Annotated in this window: 14 protein-coding genes; 7 read left to right on the top strand and 7 right to left on the bottom strand. The window is 72.9% G+C overall.

What is annotated here, in order from left to right; genetic code table 11:
* Positions 1-1385, bottom strand: a 1385-nt coding sequence (locus ACOJUF_RS12785) for an aldehyde dehydrogenase family protein (protein ID WP_420122227.1), incomplete at its 3' end; no start/stop codon positions are given.
* Positions 1386-1506: 121 nt separating this feature from the next.
* Positions 1507-2244 carry a GntR family transcriptional regulator gene (locus ACOJUF_RS12780; RefSeq protein ID WP_420122225.1) on the bottom strand — a complete coding sequence of 246 codons (738 nt, stop codon included), beginning with the start codon at positions 2242-2244 and terminating at the stop codon, positions 1507-1509.
* A 352-nt stretch (positions 2245-2596) separates the two neighbouring features.
* On the opposite strand from ACOJUF_RS12780, the gene ACOJUF_RS12775 reads away from it, so the two are divergent.
* From ACOJUF_RS12775 to ACOJUF_RS12755, 5 genes are all read left to right on the top strand, one after another.
* Complete coding sequence (locus ACOJUF_RS12775) at positions 2597-3595, top strand: substrate-binding domain-containing protein (protein WP_420122224.1); 999 nt, start codon at positions 2597-2599, stop codon at positions 3593-3595.
* 31 nt (positions 3596-3626) lie between these two features.
* Positions 3627-4694: an ABC transporter permease gene (locus ACOJUF_RS12770; RefSeq protein WP_420122223.1), complete on the top strand. Its 1068-nt coding sequence runs from the start codon at positions 3627-3629 to the stop codon at positions 4692-4694.
* A 4-nt stretch (positions 4695-4698) separates the two neighbouring features.
* Positions 4699-5523 (top strand): ATP-binding cassette domain-containing protein, encoded by an 825-nt coding sequence (locus ACOJUF_RS12765; protein WP_420122222.1) that lies wholly within the window; start codon positions 4699-4701, stop codon positions 5521-5523.
* Positions 5524-5542: 19 nt separating this feature from the next.
* Positions 5543-6268 carry a M23 family metallopeptidase gene (locus ACOJUF_RS12760; RefSeq protein WP_420122221.1) on the top strand — a complete coding sequence of 242 codons (726 nt, stop codon included), beginning with the start codon at positions 5543-5545 and terminating at the stop codon, positions 6266-6268.
* 105 nt (positions 6269-6373) lie between these two features.
* A complete protein-coding gene (locus ACOJUF_RS12755) occupies positions 6374-7399 on the top strand; it encodes a Gfo/Idh/MocA family oxidoreductase (RefSeq protein WP_420122220.1) in 1026 nt (341 codons plus the stop codon).
* An 18-nt stretch (positions 7400-7417) separates the two neighbouring features.
* Here the strand turns inward: ACOJUF_RS12755 and ACOJUF_RS12750 are convergent, their stop codons facing one another.
* The 3 genes from ACOJUF_RS12750 to ACOJUF_RS12740 are packed head-to-tail and all read right to left on the bottom strand — an operon-like array spanning position 7418 to position 10641.
* Positions 7418-8467 carry a threonine aldolase family protein gene (locus tag ACOJUF_RS12750; protein WP_420122219.1) on the bottom strand — a complete coding sequence of 350 codons (1050 nt, stop codon included), beginning with the start codon at positions 8465-8467 and terminating at the stop codon, positions 7418-7420.
* A 25-nt stretch (positions 8468-8492) separates the two neighbouring features.
* A complete protein-coding gene (locus ACOJUF_RS12745; RefSeq protein WP_420122218.1) occupies positions 8493-9227 on the bottom strand; it encodes an SDR family NAD(P)-dependent oxidoreductase in 735 nt (244 codons plus the stop codon).
* Between the two features lie 46 nt (positions 9228-9273).
* Complete coding sequence (locus ACOJUF_RS12740) at positions 9274-10641, bottom strand: DUF6421 family protein (protein ID WP_420122226.1); 1368 nt, start codon at positions 10639-10641, stop codon at positions 9274-9276.
* Positions 10642-11456: 815 nt separating this feature from the next.
* Between ACOJUF_RS12740 and ACOJUF_RS12735 the strand changes: the two genes are divergently transcribed.
* Entirely contained in the window at positions 11457-12494 is a 1038-nt protein-coding gene (locus ACOJUF_RS12735) for an LCP family protein (protein WP_420122217.1), read from the top strand.
* A 110-nt stretch (positions 12495-12604) separates the two neighbouring features.
* Positions 12605-15502: a PKD domain-containing protein gene (locus ACOJUF_RS12730; RefSeq protein WP_420122216.1), complete on the top strand. Its 2898-nt coding sequence runs from the start codon at positions 12605-12607 to the stop codon at positions 15500-15502.
* A gap of 25 nt (positions 15503-15527) precedes the next feature.
* Here the strand turns inward: ACOJUF_RS12730 and ACOJUF_RS12725 are convergent, their stop codons facing one another.
* Both ACOJUF_RS12725 and glmU read right to left on the bottom strand, forming a co-directional pair.
* Entirely contained in the window at positions 15528-16502 is a 975-nt protein-coding gene (locus ACOJUF_RS12725; RefSeq protein WP_420122215.1) for a ribose-phosphate diphosphokinase, read from the bottom strand.
* 40 nt (positions 16503-16542) lie between these two features.
* Positions 16543-18051 (bottom strand): bifunctional UDP-N-acetylglucosamine diphosphorylase/glucosamine-1-phosphate N-acetyltransferase GlmU, encoded by a 1509-nt coding sequence (glmU, locus tag ACOJUF_RS12720; RefSeq protein ID WP_420122214.1) that lies wholly within the window; start codon positions 18049-18051, stop codon positions 16543-16545.
* Positions 18052-18099: the final 48 nt, after the last annotated feature.

Here is an 18099-nt window from a genome sequence, read left to right as displayed (position 1 = left end):
GAGAACTCGCGGCCGATGCCGCTGGCCTTGTACCCGCCGTAGGACTGGCCGATCATCTGCGCGCCGCCCTGGTTGACCTGCACCCAGCCGGATTCGATCCGGTGCGCGGTGTCCAGCGCGTCGGTCAGGTTGTTCGACCAGATGTAGGCGCCCAGGCCGTAGTGCGAGTCGTTGGCCATCCGGATGACCTCGTCCCGGTCCCGCCACGGGATGGCGACCAGGACGGGCCCGAAGATCTCCTCCTGGGCGATCCGCCAGTCGTTGGCCACGGAGCCGAGGATGGTCGGTCCGGTGTAGAAGCCGTCGAGCCCGGGGAACTCCATGGTGGTGCCGTCGAGCGCGACGTCGACACCCGGTTGGGCTTTGCCGTTCTCGATGTAGCCGAGCACCGATTCGTACTGCTTGGCGTTGATGATCGAGCCCATGTCGGTGGCCTCGTCCAGCGGGTCGCCGACCGTGAGCGCGGAGACCTTCGCCACCAGTGCGGCGAGGAAGTCGTCGTAGACGTCGGCGTGCACGAACAGCCGGGAGCCGGCGGTGCACGACTGGCCCTGCCGGGTGAACCGCATCGCGGTCAACACCCCGGCCGCGGTCGCATCGATCGATTCGGGTGTCGCGGCGTCCGGGAAGACGATGTTCGGGCTCTTGCCGCCGAGTTCGAGCGAGACGTGGGCCAGCCGCTTCCCGGCGGTCTGGGCGACGTGCCGGCCGATGCCGGTGGAGCCGGTGAACGAGACCTTGTCCACGTCCGGATGCACCAGCAGGGCCTCGCCGACGACCGAGCCCCGGCCGGTGATGACGTTCAGGACGCCCGGCGGGAGGAACTCGGAGCAGATCTGTGCCATCAGCAGGATGGTCAGCGGGGCGTCCTCGGCGGTCTTGAGGACCAGGGTGTTGCCGGCGGCCAGCGCGGCCGGGGTCTTCATGCCGGCGATCATCAGGGGCGAGTTCCACGGCAGGATCCCGGCGACGACGCCGAGCGGCTCGCGGCGGGTGTACTGCAGCTGGTCGTCGCCGGCCGGCAGCACGGTGCCCTTGAACTCGCCGGCCACCCCGCCGAAGTAGCGGAACAGGTTCACCAGGGTCTGGGCCTCCGGCCGGGCCTGGGTGCGCAGGGCGTTGCCGGTGTCGGCCGCGGTGAGCAGCGCGAGCTCCTCGGCCCGGGCCTCCAGGGCGTCGGCGATCTGCACCAGGATCTTCTGCCGGTCCTTGAAGTGCAGGGCCCGCCAGGCCGGGAACGCGGTCCGAGCCGCCCGGACGGCGCGGTCGGCGTCCTCGGCCGAGCCCTCCGGCACCCGGGCCAGCACGGTGCCGCGGCGGCCGGGACTGACCACGTCGGTCCACACCCCGTCCACGCCCGCGACCCAGTCGCCACCGATCAGCATCGGCCGCTCGGGCGCCTGGCTTGCCGTCGTCGTCACGCCGCTCCTCCATCTCGCGCCCGCCGCCGGGCGCCTCGTCGTCTTGTCGCGGGCCGCGCGGCCGGACGGGCCGGCCGCGGGCGGGTCAGTGCTCGACCAGGGTGACCTCGAACGAGTACTGGCTGGCCCGGTAGGCGTGCCGGCCCCACTCGACGGCGCGCCCGGAATCGTCGTGGGCGGCACGTTCCATGGTGAGCACGGGGCTGCCGCGCTTCTCGCCGAGCAGCAGGCACTCCTCGGGGGTGCCGGCCCGCGCGCCGATCCGCTGCTTGGCCACCCGGATGTTCACGCCCTTGGACCGCATCAACTGGTAGAGCCCGCGTCCGGCCAGGTCCATCTCGCCCAGCGGGATCAGATCCTCCGGCAACCAGTTCTCCATGACCGCCAGCGGCGCGTCGTGGGCGAACCGGAGGCGGCGCAGGTGCAGCACCCGGCTGCCCGGCGGCACCGCGAGCATCGCCGCGACCTCGTCGCTCGCCCGGGCCACCTCGTTGCCCAGGATCTCGGTGTGCGGCGTCCGGTGGTGCGCGCTCAGGTCGTCGAACAGGCTGGTCAACTCGACCGGCCGGCTGACCTGGCCGTGCACCACCTGGGTTCCGACACCGCGCTTGCGGACCAGCAGGCCCTTGTCGACCAGCTCCTGGATCGCCCGCCGCATGGTCGGGCGGGACAGCCCGAACTGCTCGGCCAGGCTGATCTCGTTGTCGAGCCGGTCGCCCGGCGCCAGCCGGCCCTCGTTGATCGCCTGCTCGATCTGCTGGGCCACCTGGTAGTACAGCGGAACCGGACTGGACCGGTCGAGGTCGACGGTCAGCGTTGGCATCGGCCCCTCCTCGGCTCCGGTCGTCGACCGCGGTTCGTCTCGAATATGACTGTATGTCATATCATGTGACGAGATAGCACCTGGCGGCCGCTCGCGGCCGGGCCTGGCCGGCCGCCGCGCACCGGGTGACGGACGGGGTGGCTTCTGTCCGCCTCCATCGGCCCGGGGTGACGCCGGCCGGCCCGCCGGCCCCGGCCGCGGACGGCACGGTTCGGCGTACACGTCGTCCCGGGCGCGCCGGGCGGGGGATGATCGGTGCGCGGGCCGGGCCGGCCGACCCGCGCGGGCCCGGCCCGGCCGTGACCGCCGCACCGTCGGGACGCCGCGTCCCACCAGGAAAGGACCCGAGTCGATGACGATCCGCCGGAGGGCGCTCGCACTGATCGCCGCCGCGACGGCCGGCGTGCTGGCCCTGACCGCGTGCAGCGCCACCGGCGGGAAGCAGAAGGAAACCATGACGTCCGCGGCCGGCGGCGGTGCGGTGGCCGACACCCCGCGGTACACGGTCGCGATGGTCACCCACGAGGCGCCGGGCGACTCGTTCTGGGACAAGGTCCGCAAGGGGGCGGAGACCGCCGCGGCCAAGGACAACATCGAGTTGCGGTACTCGGCCGACCCGACCGCGGCCGGGCAGGCCACCCTGGTGCAGAACGCGGTGGACAGCAAGGTCGACGGGCTCGCGGTGACCCTCGTGCAGCCGGCGGCGATGAAGGCCCCGGTCGGCGCCGCCGTCGGTGCGGGTATCCCGGTGGTCGCGTTCAACGCGGGGATCGACCAGTACAAGGACGTCGGCGCGATGATGTATTTCGGCTCGGACGAGAACGTGGCCGGCAACGCGGTCGGCGAGCGGATCGCCGCGGCCGGCGCCCGGCATCCGCTGTGTGTGATCCAGGAGCAGGGGTCGGTCTCGCTGGAGGCGCGCTGCAAGGGCGTGCTGGCCAAGGCCCCCGGCACCGAGAACCTCCAGGTCGACGGCAAGGACATACCCACCGTGACCGCGACGATCGCCGCCAAGCTCCAGCAGGACCCGTCGATCGACTACGTCGTGACGCTGGGCGCGCCGATCGCCCAGGCCGCGCTGCAGTCGGTGCAGCAGTCCGCCAGCGCCGCCCAGGTCGTCACCTTCGACCTGAACGCCGAGGTCGCCGCGCGGATCAAGGACGGGTCGATCCTGTTCGCCATCGACCAGCAGCCGTTCCTGCAGGGCTACCTCGCCGTCGACTCGCTCTGGCTCTACCTGACCAACCGCAACGACATCGGCGGCGGGCTCCCGGTGCTGACCGGCCCGTCCTTCGTCGACCGGACGAACATCGACGCGATCGCGGAGTTCGCCGCGAACAACACCCGATGACGCCGCCCGCCCCGCACCGGGGAGAGATCCGATGAGCGACCCGATCGGGGTCGTCCGGGCGCCCGAGCCGGCCGGCCCGCCGCCGGAGGGCCGCCCCGGATCGCCGTTGTCGGCCCGGTTGCTGGCCCGGCCCGAGGTCGGCGCCCTGGTCGCCGCCGTGGTGATCTACCTGTTCTTCTTCGCCGTCGCGCCGGCGTTCCGGTCGGCCGAGGCCCTGTCCACGATCCTGTACGCCAGCTCGCTCATCGGCATCGTGGCGGCCGGCGTCGGCATGCTGATGATCGGCGGCGAGTTCGACCTGTCGGCCGGTGTGCAGGTGGTCACCTACGCGCTGACCGCGACCATGCTCAGTTACAACTTCAACCTCAACGTCTGGGTCGGCACGATCCTGGCGCTGCTCTTCTCCTTCTTCGTCGGCTGGCTCAACGGATTCCTGGTCGTGCGCACCGGAATCCCCAGCTTCCTGATCACGCTGGGCACGTTCTTCATCCTCCAGGGGGCCAACCTGGGCGTCACGAAACTGGTCACCGGGGCCGTCGCCACACCCGGGATCGACGACATGGAGGGCTTTCCGAGCCTCAAGGCGATCTTCGCCTCGACGTTCTCGGTGTTCGGCGTGACCGTGCAGATCACCGTCGTGTGGTGGTTGCTGTTCGTCGCCGTCTGCGCCTGGGTGCTCGGCCGCACCCGCATGGGCAACTGGATCTACGCGGTCGGCGGGAACGCCGCCAGCGCCCGGGCCGTCGGCGTCCCGGTCGCCCGGGTCAAGATCGGCCTGTTCATGACGGTGGGCTTCCTGGCCTGGTTCTCGGGCATGCACCAGCTGTTCCAGTACAACACCATCCAGGCCGGCGGCGGCGTCGGGCAGGAGTTCCTGTTCATCATCGCCGCGGTGGTGGGTGGCACCCTGCTCACCGGCGGGGTCGGCTCGGCCGTCGGGACGGCGCTCGGCGCCTTCATCTTCGGCATGACCCAGCAGGGGATCGTCTACGCCGGCTGGGACCCCAACTGGTTCAAGGCGTTCCTCGGGGTCATGCTGCTGCTGGCCGTCGCGGTGAACCTGTCGGTGAAGAAGCTCGCGACGACGCGGAAGGCCTGAGGCGATGACCGACACGCTGTCCGAGCACGCCGATCCGACCCTGCACCGGGGCGAGCCGCTCATCCGGATGACCGGCGTCGGGATGTCGTACGGGGCGATCCGGGCCCTGTCCGGCATCGATCTGCGCGTCGACGCCGGCGAGGTGACCTGCGTGCTGGGCGACAACGGTGCGGGCAAATCCACTCTCATCAAGATCATGGCGGGGCTGCATCCGCACACCGAGGGCACCCTGCAGGTCGACGGCCGGGACGTGCGGTTCGGCTCGCCCCGGGAGGCCCTCGACCACGGGATCGCCACGGTCTATCAGGATCTCGCCGTTGTCGGGTTGATGGAGGTCTGGCGGAACTTCTTCCTCGGCTCGGAATTGCGCGCCGGCTCCTTCCCGCTCGCACCCCTGCGGATCCGGCAGATGCGGCAGATCGCGGACGCCGAGCTGCGCAAGATGGGCATCGTCGTCGCCGACCTCGATCAGCCGATCGGCACCCTGTCCGGCGGCCAACGGCAGTGCGTGGCGATCGCCCGGGCGGTCTACTTCGGCGCGCGCGTGCTGATCCTGGACGAGCCGACCGCTGCCCTGGGGGTCAAGCAGTCCGGCGTGGTGCTGAAGTACATCGCGGCCGCGCGGGATGCGGGCCTGGGCGTCGTGTTCATCACGCACAACCCGCACCACGCCTTCCTGGTGGGCAACCACTTCGTCATCCTCAAGCGCGGCCGGCGGGTGCTGGACCGGCACCGGGCGCAGATCACGCTGGACGAGCTGACGGCCGAGATGGCCGGCGGCCAGGAGCTGGCCGAACTCGCGCACGAGCTGGCCGACCCGCCGAGCTGAGGACGGCCCCGATGGGCGGATGCCGGTGAGGCGCCCGGCGCGGCGGCCGGCGCGGGCCGCCGCGGTGGGACTGGCCGGCGTGCTGCTGGCCGGGCTGCTGCCGGCCTGCGCGGCCGCACCGGCGGGCCCGGACCCCGGCTACCGGCTGCCCTGGCCCGGTGGGGAACGCGCGACGGTGTTGCAGGGTCAGCACGTCGTCGACGGGCTGGGCGCGTGCACCTCCGGGTGCGGCTCCCATCAGGACGAGGACTCCTGGCACGCGTGGGATTTCGACCTGCCCGAGGGCACCCCGGTGCTGGCCGCCCGGGCCGGCACGGTCGGTCTGGTGGTCGGCAGCTGGGGCGCCGATCACTGCGGTGGCCCGTCGCCGGTGACCGATCGACCGCGCGGCTACACGATCGACCCGACCATCGGCAATCAGGCCAACCTCGTCCGCATCGACCACGGCGACGGCACCTCGGCGCTCTACCTGCACCTGAGTGCGGTGGATCCGGCCGTCGAGGCGAAGGCCAGGAGCGGCGGGACGGTGGCCCGCGGTGAGCTGCTGGGCCGGTCCGGCCGGACCGGGCTCACCGGCTGCCGGCCGCACCTGCACTTCCAGGTCGAACGGACGACGCCTGCCGACTGGTACACCGAGTCGCTGCCGATCGGGTTCGGCGATCCCGACGTGCTGGCCCGGACCGGCGACGGGGTGCCGCTGGAGGGGGCCGGGTACGTCTCCGGCAACGGCCCGGCGACCTCCTGAGCCCGGCCCCGGGGCGGCGCCGTCCTGAGCCGGCCGGGCCGGGACCCGCGGCCGGCCGTCCTGCGTACAGTCGGCCCGGGCGGGCGACCCCGGCGAGGAGGTCCGATGAACCGGACAGGGCACGAACCGGTGCGGGTCGCGCTGCTCGGGGCCGGGCGGATGGGGTCGGCCCACGGACGCACGCTGGCCGGGCTGCGCGGCGCGACCCCGGCCGTCGTGGTCGACCCGGAGGGTGACCGGGCCGCCCGGCTGGCCGACGAGATCGAGGCGGCCGGCTGGCACACCGATCCCGCCGCCGCGCGGGCCGACCCGGCGATCGACGCCGTCGTCGTCGCCGCCCCCGCCCGCCGGCACGCCGATCTGGTGGTGGCCGCCGCCGGGGCCGGCAAGGCCGTCTTCTGCGAGAAGCCGATGGCACTGACCCTGGCCGACGCCGACCGGGCGATCGGCGCGGCGGCCGCCGCCGGCGTCCCGTTGCAGGTCGGGTTCAACCGCCGGTTCGCCCCGGACTGGGCCGCCGCCCGCCGGCGGCTGGACGACGGAACCCTGGGGGTGCCCCGCCTGCTGCGCTCGGTGACCCGCGATCCGGGCGGGTTCGACCCGGCCCTGGTGCCGCCGGACGGCATCTTCCTCGAGACGCTGATCCACGACTTCGACGCGCTGCGCTTCCTCAATCCGGGCGCGGTCGCCGTCGAGGTGTCCGCCACGGCCGCGGCCCTGGTCGAACCGGCCTGGCGCGATCGGGGCCTGCTCGACACGGCCGTCGTGGTCGTCCGTTTCGACAACGGGGCGATCGGCACGGCCGAGGCCTGCTTCGAGGCGGTCTACGGCTACGACGTGCGCGGTGAGGTGCTCGGCGCGGGTGGCATGGCCACCATGGGCGACGGCCGGCGCTCCGGGATGGTGCTGTCCGGGCCGGCCGGCCGCACCGTCGAGACGGCGCGCAGCGACCAGGAGCTGTTCGCCGGCGCCTACGTCGCCGAACTGGCCGCGTTCGTCGACGCGGTGCGGTCCGGCGGGCCCGTGCCGGACACCGGGGCCGCCGCCCGGGCCGCCGTGCATATCGCCCTGCCCCCCGCCGCGTCGGTCCGGACGGGGCGGCCCGTCCGGACCGACGCGATCACCGCGTGACCGCGTCGCCCGCCGCGATCAGCGGGTCAGTTCCTCGGCCAGGGCCGCGGCGAACGCGTCGACGTCGTCCGGCGTGGTGTCGAAGGCGCACATCCAGCGCACCTCGCCGGTCGCCGGATCCCAGTCGTAGAAGCGGAAGCGTTCGCGGAGGCGGTTCGCCACGGTCCGGTCGAGGATCGCGAAGACGGCGTTGGCCTGGACGGCCTGCGTGACGCGGACGCCGGGCAGGTCCCGCACCGCCGCCTCGAGCCGGGCGGCCATCGCGTTCGCGTGCCGGGCCGAACGCAGCCACAGATCGTCCTCGAGCAGCGCGATCAGCTGCGCCGAGACGAACCGCATCTTCGACGCGAGCTGCATGTTCATCTTGCGCAGGTAGATCAGGCCGGGAGCGACCTCGGGCCGCAGCGCGACCACGACCTCGCCGAACAGCAGGCCGTTCTTGGTGCCCCCGAAGGAGAGGATGTCGACGCCGGCGTCGGTCAGGAACGAGCGCAGCGGCAGGTCGAGAGTGGCAGCGGCGTTGGCGATCCGGGAGCCGTCGACGTGCAGCACCATGTTCCGTTCGTGCACGTGGTCGGCGATCGCCCGGATCTGCGCCGGCGTGTAGCAGGTGCCCATCTCGGTGGTCTGGGTGATGGAGACGGCCATCGGCTGGGCGCGGTGCTCGTCGCCCCAGCCGTAGGCCTGCCGGTCGATCAGCTCCGGGGTGAGCTTGCCGTCCGGCGTCGGCACGGTGAGCAGCTTGAGCCCGCCCACCCGCTCCGGCGCGCCGTTCTCGTCACAATGGATGTGCGCGTTCTCGCTGCACACGACGGCGCCCCAGCGTGGGGAGACGGCCTGCAGGGAAAGGACGTTCGCGCCGGTCCCGTTGAAAACCGGGAAGACCTCGATGCCGTCGCCCAGGTGGCCGGCCAGGATGTCCCGCAGCCGCGCCGTGTAGACGTCCTCGCCGTAGGAGATCTGGTGGCCGCCGTTCGCGGCGGCGATGGCGGCCAGCACCTCGGGGTGGGCCCCGGCATAGTTGTCGGAGGCGAAGCCGCGCTTCGCCGTGTCGTGCAGAGTATCCACAGGTCAACGACTTTCGAGAGAGATTTCAGATGTCCAGGGTGATCCGGGCGCCGTTGAGTTCGGCCGCGTCGGCGGCCCAGAGCTCGACGATCCGGTCGGCCAGATCGGCGACGTCGGTGAAGCCGGGGAACGACCGGTCGGGTCGGTCGGTCCGCATCTGCGCGGTGACCAGGGCCTTGATCACGAAGATGACCGCGGCGGGCCCGTCCGGGGCGCCGGGCCCGGACCCGGCGGCGGCCCGCCGGAACGAGTCGGCCAGGGCGAGGATCCAGGCCTCCGCGGCCGCCTTGGCCGCTGCGTAGTTGGCCGAACCGGCCGACGGTTTGGCCGCGGCCCGGGCGCTGACGACGGCGACACGGCCGGCCGGGGCGCGGACCAGGTCGTCGTGGAAGGCCAGGGTGGTGTGGCGCAGGGTGTCGATCAGGCCGGCCGAGAGAAACCGCCAGTCCGCCTCGGAATTGGCGGTGAACGAATCGCCGCCGCGCCACCCGCCGACGAGGTGGATCAGCCCGTCCACCCGCCCGTGACGCTCGCGGACCCGGGTGGCCAGCGCGTCGACGGCGGCGGCGTCGGCGAGATCGGCGGTCTCGACGACGAGCCCGGGCAGGCTCCGGGCCAGGTCGGCCAGGCGCGCGGGGGAGTGGCCGACCCCGACGACGGTCGCCCCGGCCGCCCGCAGCGCCGCGCACGCGGCGGTTCCGGACGGTCCGGCCGCCCCGGTCACCACGACCACCCGGCCGTCCAGGCTGCCTTCGCTCATGCCGGCATCCTATGGCCGGTGCTCGGGCGGCCGGGCGCCGCGCACCTCACCCGGTGATGCCCTTGGTCGAGGCGATCACCGGAGCGAGCTTGCGCGAGAGCGCCTCGTAGAACATCGACAGCGGGAACTCGTCGGGGAGCACGGCGTCGGTCAGCCCCTTCGGCGGGCCGTCGACGGGGAGGGCGCCGACCCCCCGGGCCCACACGGAAGCGGCGTGCGGCTCGAGGGTTTCGGAGACCAGGGCGTAGGCGGCAAGCCAGTGGTTGACCTTCGGACGGTCGATCGAGCGCCAGTACAGGTCCTCGATCCGGCGGCCGAGCTCGAGCACCGACTCGGCCACCCGGGTCCAGTCGACGGACAGCCGGTTATCGGTCCAGTGCAGGACGCCGTGCCGGTGCAGCCAGGCGAAGAGCAACTGGCCACCCAGGCCGTCGTAGTTGCGCACCCGGCTGCCGGTGATCGGGAAGCGGAAGATCCGGTCGAACAGGATCGCGTACTGCACCAACCGGGCATGCGGGACGTCCGGCCCCTCCAGCTTCACCGCTTCGCGGAAGGCGGTCAGGTCGCAGCGCAGCTCCTCCAGCGAGTACAGGAAGTACGGCATCCGCTGCTTGATCATGAACGGGTCGAACGGCAGGTCGCCGTGCATGTGCGTGCGGTCGTGGATCAGGTCCCACATGACGAAGGTCTCCTCCGGCAGCCGCGGGTCGTCCAGCAGCCGGGCCGCGTCCGGCGGCAGGGCCAGCCCGGTGATCTCCGCGGCGGCCGCCACCACCCGGCGGAATCGGGCCGCTTCCCGGTCGGCGAAGATCGCACCCCAGGTGAACTTCGGAATCTCCCGCATGGCAACGGTTTCCGGGAACAGCACGGCCGAGTTGGTGTCGTACCCGGCGGTGAAGTCCAGGAACCGGATCGGCACGAACAGCTTGTTGGAATAGTCCCCGGCCTCCAGGTCCGCCACGAAGTCGGGCCAGATCACCTGCACCAGGACGGCTTCGATGTGCCGGTCGGCGCTGCCGTTCTGGGTGTACATCGGGAAGACGACCAGGTGCTCGCGCCCGTCCGTGCGCGTGCGCTCGGGATGGAAGGCGACCAGGGAGTCCAGGAAGTCGGGTTCGGCGAAGCCGCCGTCGGTCCACCGGGTGAGGTCCTTGACCAGGGCGGCCAGGTAGTCGGTGTCGTGCGGGAACAGCGGCGCCAGCTCGGTGACGGCGTCGGTCAGCGTCCGCACGGCGGTCCGGGCGGCCGGGTGCGCCTGCGGGTCGGGCACCGAGCCGTCGGCCGCCTGGACGGCCTGGAGATCGGCGACCGCCCGCTTGAGCCGGACCCAGGCCGGATGCCCGACGAGCCGCGAGGCCTGCGCGTCCGGCTCGGCCGGCGTGCCCCCGGCGGCGAAGGCGACGGCGTTGAACAGCAGCTCGTCGAAGGAGCGGCCGGCGTCGGGACGGACGGCCAGGACGACCTCCCGATGCACCCCGTCGTCGGTGGCCGTCACCACCGGGCGGCCGGCCGACCGCAGCGGAGCCCAGCCGTCGGCGGGCGGGGGCAGCGTGCCCGTGGCCGTCAGCTCACCGGGCGTCACCCGGGCGAGCAGGTCGATGCCGCGCCCGGGACCGTCGGCGTCCGGTGCGGCGGCCACCGGGGCTCCGGTGGGGGTGCGATCGACGGCGACGGGCCCGGCCGGACCCCGGCCGATCCGGATCAGGTCACCCTCCGTGCGGACCACGACGTCGGCCCGGGCCGGATCGTCGGTCGGCCGATATCCGTGAGCGGCGACGGCCGCGCGGGCCCGCGTCGCCATCTCCCGCGCCTCGTCCCCGGCGCCGTCCGGCATCACCAGGACAGTCGGAAACTCGCTCACAAATATCGCCTCCTTGCTCAAGAATTTCTCTCACATCAGCCTATCGACGGGAAGTTATTCGGTCAATGTGGCCAGGTTCGACAGCGGGCCCCTCCGGTGCCCCGGGCCTGCCCCCGCCTGCCGCCGCCGGCCATCGCCGGCCATCGCCGGTCGTCGCCCTCGCCGTGCTCGCCGGGTGGGCCGGTCGGCGACCCGGGCGACCGGTTGGTGGTCGGTGCCTCATTCCCCATTCGGGCGCAGAGAAGCCCCGAACGAGTGGCCCGTTGGGCGCAACGACTACGTAAGGTGGGATCGTGGGTGAACCAATCGAGCCAGAAGGCCAGACTGCGCGGCGTGTCGGCGTGCGAGCGCTACGTGGCGTAGCCATCGTGCTGACCGTCGTGATCCTGGTCGCCGGGGGGACCGGCTGGGTGCTGTTGAACCGCGCCGACGAGCAGGTGCAGGCCAATGCGGTGACCGCGCTGGTGCCCGACGACCCGAACATCCGCGTGAACGGGGCGGCGGCCACGGGCGCCGGGGACGGCACGGTCGACGCCGACGGGTCCGGCGGCTCCACCGTGGCCGGCACCGGACCGGCGGAGAACATCCTCATCCTCGGCCTGGACACCCGGCCGCCGGAGAAGGTGAAGCCGGGCGAGGGCACCTCGCAGTCCGACGTGATCATGATCGCGCACGTCTCGGCCGACCGGCAGCGGGTCGACCTCGTCTCCATCCCCCGGGACCTGCTGATCCCGGCTCCGACCTGCAAGGCGTGGGACTACGCGACGAACTCCCTGTCCGACCGGGACTTCGACAACCACTACGCGCAGTGGAAGATCACCAATGCCTACGCCGTCGGCGGCCCCCAGTGCACCGTGCGGGCGGTCCAGGCCCTGACCGGCGCCCGGATCGACCGGGTCATCATCTTCGACTTCCAGGGCTTCAAGGCCATCGTCGACGCCATGGGCGGGGTGACCATGACGTTCCCGGGTCCGGTCGTCGACAACGGCAAGACGATCATCGACGCCGCGGGGACCCGGGTGGTCAACGGTGATCAGGCCCTGGCCCTGGTGCGGGCCCGCCGCGTCGCCGGCGACCCGAGCGGCGACCTGGGCCGCATCGCCCGGCAGCAGCAGTTGCTCACGGCCATGCTCACCCAGGCCACGGACAAGAACCTGCTCGCCGATCCGGCCCGGTTGACCAGCACGGTGCAGACGATCCTGAGCCGGGCCCGGACCGACAACGTCACCGTGCAGGACCTGGTCGACCTCGCCGTCGCCCTCAAGGGCAGCGACGCGCAGGTCAACCGGTACACGCTGCCGACGGTCAACGACACCGACACCGACGGGCAGCTGGCCGGCCCGGGGATGAGCGGCTACCTGGACGCGCTGGCCACCGACCAGCCGCTGCCGGCCGCGAGTCGCTGAGGCGATCACGCCCGTTCGTGCCGGCCGCCCGTCACGGCCACCCTCACCGATGGTGACCGATGTCATACTCACCACCGGGTGCAGGGTGACACGAGGGTGGGGTGGCCCCGATGGCGGATCACGGCGAGCGACGGTCCGGACTGCGGCGGCGGTGGGCGGGGGCGCTCGTCGGCCTGCTCGTGCTGGCCCTCTCGACGGGCATCGCCGGCCCCGCCCGCGCGGCGGAGCCGCCGGTCCGGGCGACGCTCGTCGGGCCGGTCGACGGCGGGACCACCGGGTCGACCAACCCGACGCTGCAGGTCGCGGCGTCCGACCCGGACGGCGGATCGCTGTCGGTCCGGTTCGAGGGGCGGCCGGCGGGGGCGACCGTGCCGGGCGGGGGCGGCGGGGCGTTCTCGCTCGTCGTGCTGCCGGACACGCAGAACTACACCTATTCGAACCGGCAGGGCATCATCACGCAACAGGCGCAATGGATCGTGGCCAACCGGGCCGCCCTGAACACCGCGTTCGTCGCCCAGATCGGCGACCTGGTGAGCAACTACGACAACGTCGCCCAGTGGGTCAACGTCTCCACCGGCCTCAAGCCGCTCGACGACGCCGGCGTCCCGACCAGCGTCATCCCGGGCAACCACGATTTCGACAACGCGACCGGGGCGGTCGGCCTGTACGACACGTACTTCCCCGTCTCGCGGTACGCGGGCGCGGCCTGGACTCCCTCGACCGCGACCTACGGCGGCTACCTGGGCCAGAACCAGTTCGGTCCCGATCCGGTGGACCGCCGCAACATGGACAACTACGCGCTGTTCTCCGCCGGTGGCACCGACTTCCTGATGCTGAACCTGGAGTGGGAGGCCCCGCCGGACGTCCTCGACTGGGCCGATCGGGTGCTCGACCACCATCCGGACCGGACGGTCATCCTGACCACCCACAGCTATGTGTCCATCACCGGCGGGCTGCGCACCATCGCCCAGCGGACGGGCGGCACGGCGCCGGCCGCGCTGTGGAGTTCCTTCGTCTCGACGCATTGCCAGATCAAGCTGGTGCTCTCCGGTCACGAGCACTCCGGTGACCTGGGAGAGGCCCGGCGCACCGACACCAACACCTGCGGCCAGCCCGTGCACGGGATCCTGACCGATTACCAGAGCCGGCCCAACGGGGGTGACGGCTGGTTGCGGTACTACACGTTCGACCCGGCCGCCGGCACCATGACGGCCAGCACCTACTCGCCGCGGCTCGGCCGGTTCGAGACCGATGCGGACTCCGCCTTCAGCCTGCCGTTCCCGTTCGCCACCGGCACGCCGGCGCCGTTCGTCCCGATCGGCACCGTCCAGGTCGCCTCCGGCGGGATCGCGGCGACGAGCTGGCCGGGCCTGGCCGACGACACGGCCTACGAGTGGCGGGCGGTCGTCGACGACGGCACCTCGAGCACCGTCTCGGACACCTGGACGCTGCGCACCCCGCCGCGGACCGAGGTCCTGCGCGACGAGTTCCGGCGGTCCGTGACGGGCGGCTGGGGCAGCGCCGACACCGGTCAGCGGTGGGCGACCTCGGTGCCGGCCGCGTCGGCCGTGGACGGTGAGCGGGGCACGCTCACGGTGCCGCCGGGCACCACCCGGACGGCCAAGCCCACCGACGTCCTGCTGACCGACGGCACCGTCGAGGCCGACCTGCGGATCGGCACCGCGCCCAGCGGCTCGGGGACGTACGTCTCGCTGCTCGGGCGGGATGCCGGCTCGCAGAGCTACCGGGCCAAGCTGACGTTCCGGGCCGGCGGATCGACCGTCCTGGCCATCACCCGGAACGCCGCCGGCACCGACACCGCCCTGGCCGCGCTGACGCTGCCCGGCAGCGTGCCCGCCGGCAGCACCCTGCGGGTGCGGTTCCAGCAGTCGGGGACGGCGCCGACGACCCTGCGGGCGTCGGCCTGGCTTGCGGCCGGGGCCGAGCCGGCCGGCTGGATGCTCACCGCGACCGACGCCACCGCGGCGCTCCAGCCGGCCGGCGGGGTCGGCCTGGACGCCTACGTGTCGGGGACGGCGACGGCGGCGCAGAGCCTGCAGGTGGACCGGTTCACCGTGGTGCGGCCGGGCGGCATCGAGCCGCCGGCCAACCGCGCACCGACCGCCCGGATCGCGACACCGGTCGTGTCCGGACGGACCGTCCGCCTGGACGGTTCCGGCTCGACCGATCCCGACGGCTCGGTGACCGGCTGGCGCTGGTCGTTCGGCGACGGCGGGTCGGCCGACGGCGTCACCGCCGAGCGGACCTACGCCGCCGACGGCACCTACCCCGTGACCCTGCCCGTGACCGACGACGACTGGGCGACCGCGACGGCGACGGCGACGGTCACCGTCAGCGCCCCGCCCCCGGTGACCGAGCTGGCCCGCGACGCCTTCACCCGGAGCGTGGTCAACGGCTGGGGTCCGGCCGACGCCGGCGGGACCTGGACCGTGACCGGAACGGTGGGGCGCTACTCGGTGTCCGGCGGGTCGGCCCGGCAGTCGCTGTCGGTGGTCGGTTCCACCGCGGAGGCGGCGCTCACCGGGGTCTGGGCCGTCGCCGCCGAGACGAGGGTGACCGTCAGCTGGAGCCGGACGGCGGCCGCCGGCAAGCTCTACACCTCGGTGGTCGGCCGGTCGGTCACGTCCTCGTCGGACTACCGGGTGGCGGTGACCGTCGCCGGCGACGGCCGGCCGACCCTCACCCTGGTCCGGCGGGTCGGCGGGGTCGAGACCCGGCTGGCCTCGGTCAGCCCGGCCCTGACGGTCACCGCCGGGGCGCCGTTCCGGCTGGCCGTGCGGTTGACCCCGGTCGCCGGGGGCACCGAGTTCGCGGCCCGGATGTGGCCCGCCGGGGCGACCGAGCCGGCGGCCTGGGCGGTGACGGCGACCGATGGCACGGCCGCGCTGCAGGCGGCCGGGTCGGTCAGGCTGGTCTCCTACCTGTCCAGCGCGGCCACCGCTCCGGTCGAGACCACATTCGACGACCTGCTGGTGACCCGGCCCTGAGCCGGGTCACCGGCGCCCGGTCCGGTCAGCTGTCGAACAGGGAGGTGACGGAGCCGTCCTCGAAGACCTCGTGGATCGCCTTGGCGATCAACGGGGCGATGGACAGCACGGTCAGCTGCTCGAACTGGTGCGCCGGCGGGATGTCGAGCGTGTTGGTCAGCACGACCTCGACCGCGCCGGAATTGGCCAGCCGCTCGGCCGCCGGATCGGAGAGCACCCCGTGCGTCGCGGCGACGATGACCTTCTTCGCCCCGGCCTCCAGGACCTGCTTGACCGCCTTGGAGATCGTGCCGCCGGTGTCGATCATGTCGTCGACCACGATGCAGGTGCGGTCGGCGACGTCGCCGACGACCCGGTTGGCCACGACCTGGTTCGGCCGGCTGGGGTCCCGGGTCTTGTGGATGAAGGCGATCGGCGCACCGCCCAGGCGGTCGGCCCAGCGCTCGGCGGTGCGCACACGGCCGGAGTCGGGGGAGACGACGGTCAGGTTGTCGTCGATGTACCGGGCACCGATGTAGCCGGTCAGCAGCGGCTGGGCGAACAGGTGGTCGACCGGCCCGTCGAAGAAGCCCTGGATCTGGTCGGTGTGCAGGTCGACGGTCATCAGCCGCTGGGCACCGGCCGTGCGCAGCAGGTCCGCGATCAGCCGGGCCGAGATCGGTTCCCGGCCGCGGTGCTTCTTGTCCTGCCGGGCGTACGGGTAGAACGGCAGCACGACGGTGATCCGCTTGGCCGACGCCCGCTTGAGCGCGTCGATCATGATCAGCGTCTCCATCACCCAGGTGTTGATGGGGACGCCGCAGGACTGGATCAGGAAGGCGTCGGAGCCGCGGACCGACTCCTCGAACCGGACGAAGATCTCGCCGTTGGCGAAGTCGTAGGCCGACTGCGGGGTGACGTTGACGTCCAGGTACTTGCCGACCTCGTCGGCCAGGTCGGGGTAGGCGCGCCCGGAGAAGAGCATCAGGCTCTTGCGGGTGGTGATCGACAGAGAGTTCACGCCGGTCAATCTCCTTGGGCCGGTGGGCTGATGCGGTGGGTCATGGCTCGTTCCGGGTGGGCAGATCGACCGGTTCCGCGGCGATCGCGGCCTGGGCGGCGGCGGCGGCCCGGCTGCCGGCCCGCTTGCGCAGCACCCAGCCGGGGGCCACGTGCTGCCGGCCCCTGGCCACGCCGAGGTCGCCGGGACCGAGGTCGTCGGTGACGGTCGATCCGGCGGCGACGTAGGCGCCGTCGCGCAGGGTCACCGGGGCGACCAGGGTCGAGTCGCTGCCGACGAACACCTGGTCGCCGATGACGGTCGGGTACTTGTGGTCGCCGTCGTAGTTGGCGGTGATGGTGCCGGCACCGATGTTGACGCCGGCCCCGATCGTGGTGTCGCCGATGTAGGACAGGTGAGGCACCTTGGAGCCCGGTCCGACGACCGACTTCTTGATCTCCACGAACGCGCCGGCCTTGGCGCCCTCCGCCAGCACGGCGCCCGGGCGCAGGAAGGTGAAGGGGCCGACGGTGGCCCGCGCGCCGATCGTCGCGCCATCGGCGTGCGAGCGGACGATCGAGGCGCCGTCGCCCACGGTGCAGGCGCTCAGCGTGGTGTCCGGGCCGACCGAGCAGCCGGCCCCGATCGCGGTGCCGGCGGTGAGCTGGGTGCCGGGGAGGATCTCGGAGTCCTGGCCGATGACCACGTCGGCATGGATCCAGGTGGTGGCCGGGTCGTGCACGGTGACCCCGGCCAGCTGGGCCCGGCGGACCAGCCGGGCGTTGAGCACCCGGGCCATCTCGGCCAGCTGGACCCGGTCGTTGACGCCCTCGGTCTCGACGGCGTCGTCGGCCAGCACGCTGCCGATCCGGCGGCCGTCGCCCCGGGCGATGCCGACCACGTCGGTCAGGTAGCGCTCGCCGGCGGCGTTGGCGTCGGAGAGCCGGCCGAGCGCATCGGTCAGCACGGCGCCGTCGAAGGCGTACACGCCGGAGTTGATCTCGGTGACGGCCCGCTGCGCCTCGTCGGCGTCCTTGTGCTCGACGATCGCGACCAGGTCGCCGGCGTCGTCCCGGATGATCCGTCCGTACCCGGTGGGGTCGGGCACGCTCGCGGTCAGCACGGTCACCGCGTTGCCGCCGGCGACGTGGGTGTCGGCCAGCCGCTGCAGGGTGGCCGGGCGCAGCAGCGGGACGTCGCCGTAGGTGACGACCACGGTCCCGGTCAGCTCGCCGGTGACCTCAAGGGCGCAGGCGCAGGCGTGGCCGGTGCCCTTCTGCTCGTCCTGAACGGCCGTGGTCACCGTCGGCAGGTCGGGGGCGGCGGCGAGGAAGCCGCCCACCTCCTCGCGGCCGTGACCCAGGACGGCGACCAGGGTGGCCGGCCGGAGCGCGGCCGCGCTGGTCAACGCGTGCCAGATGAGCGGGCGGCCGGCCAGCTCGTGCAGGACCTTGGGCCGGTTCGACTTCATCCGCGGGCCCTGGCCGGCGGCCAGCACGATGACGGCCGCGATGCCCGGGCCGGCGGGCGGGGACGGATCGGCGATGGGGTCGGCTGGCCTCGGGGGCACGGCTCATCCCTCCTGCGAACGGCGTCGCGGACTTCGGCGGCCCGGTCG

The organism is Nakamurella sp., assembly GCF_048594475.1.
Taxonomy (GTDB): domain Bacteria; phylum Actinomycetota; class Actinomycetes; order Mycobacteriales; family Nakamurellaceae; genus Nakamurella.
The sequence above is the reverse complement of the archived record's forward strand: the minus strand, read 5'-3'. Positions and strand labels throughout refer to the sequence as shown.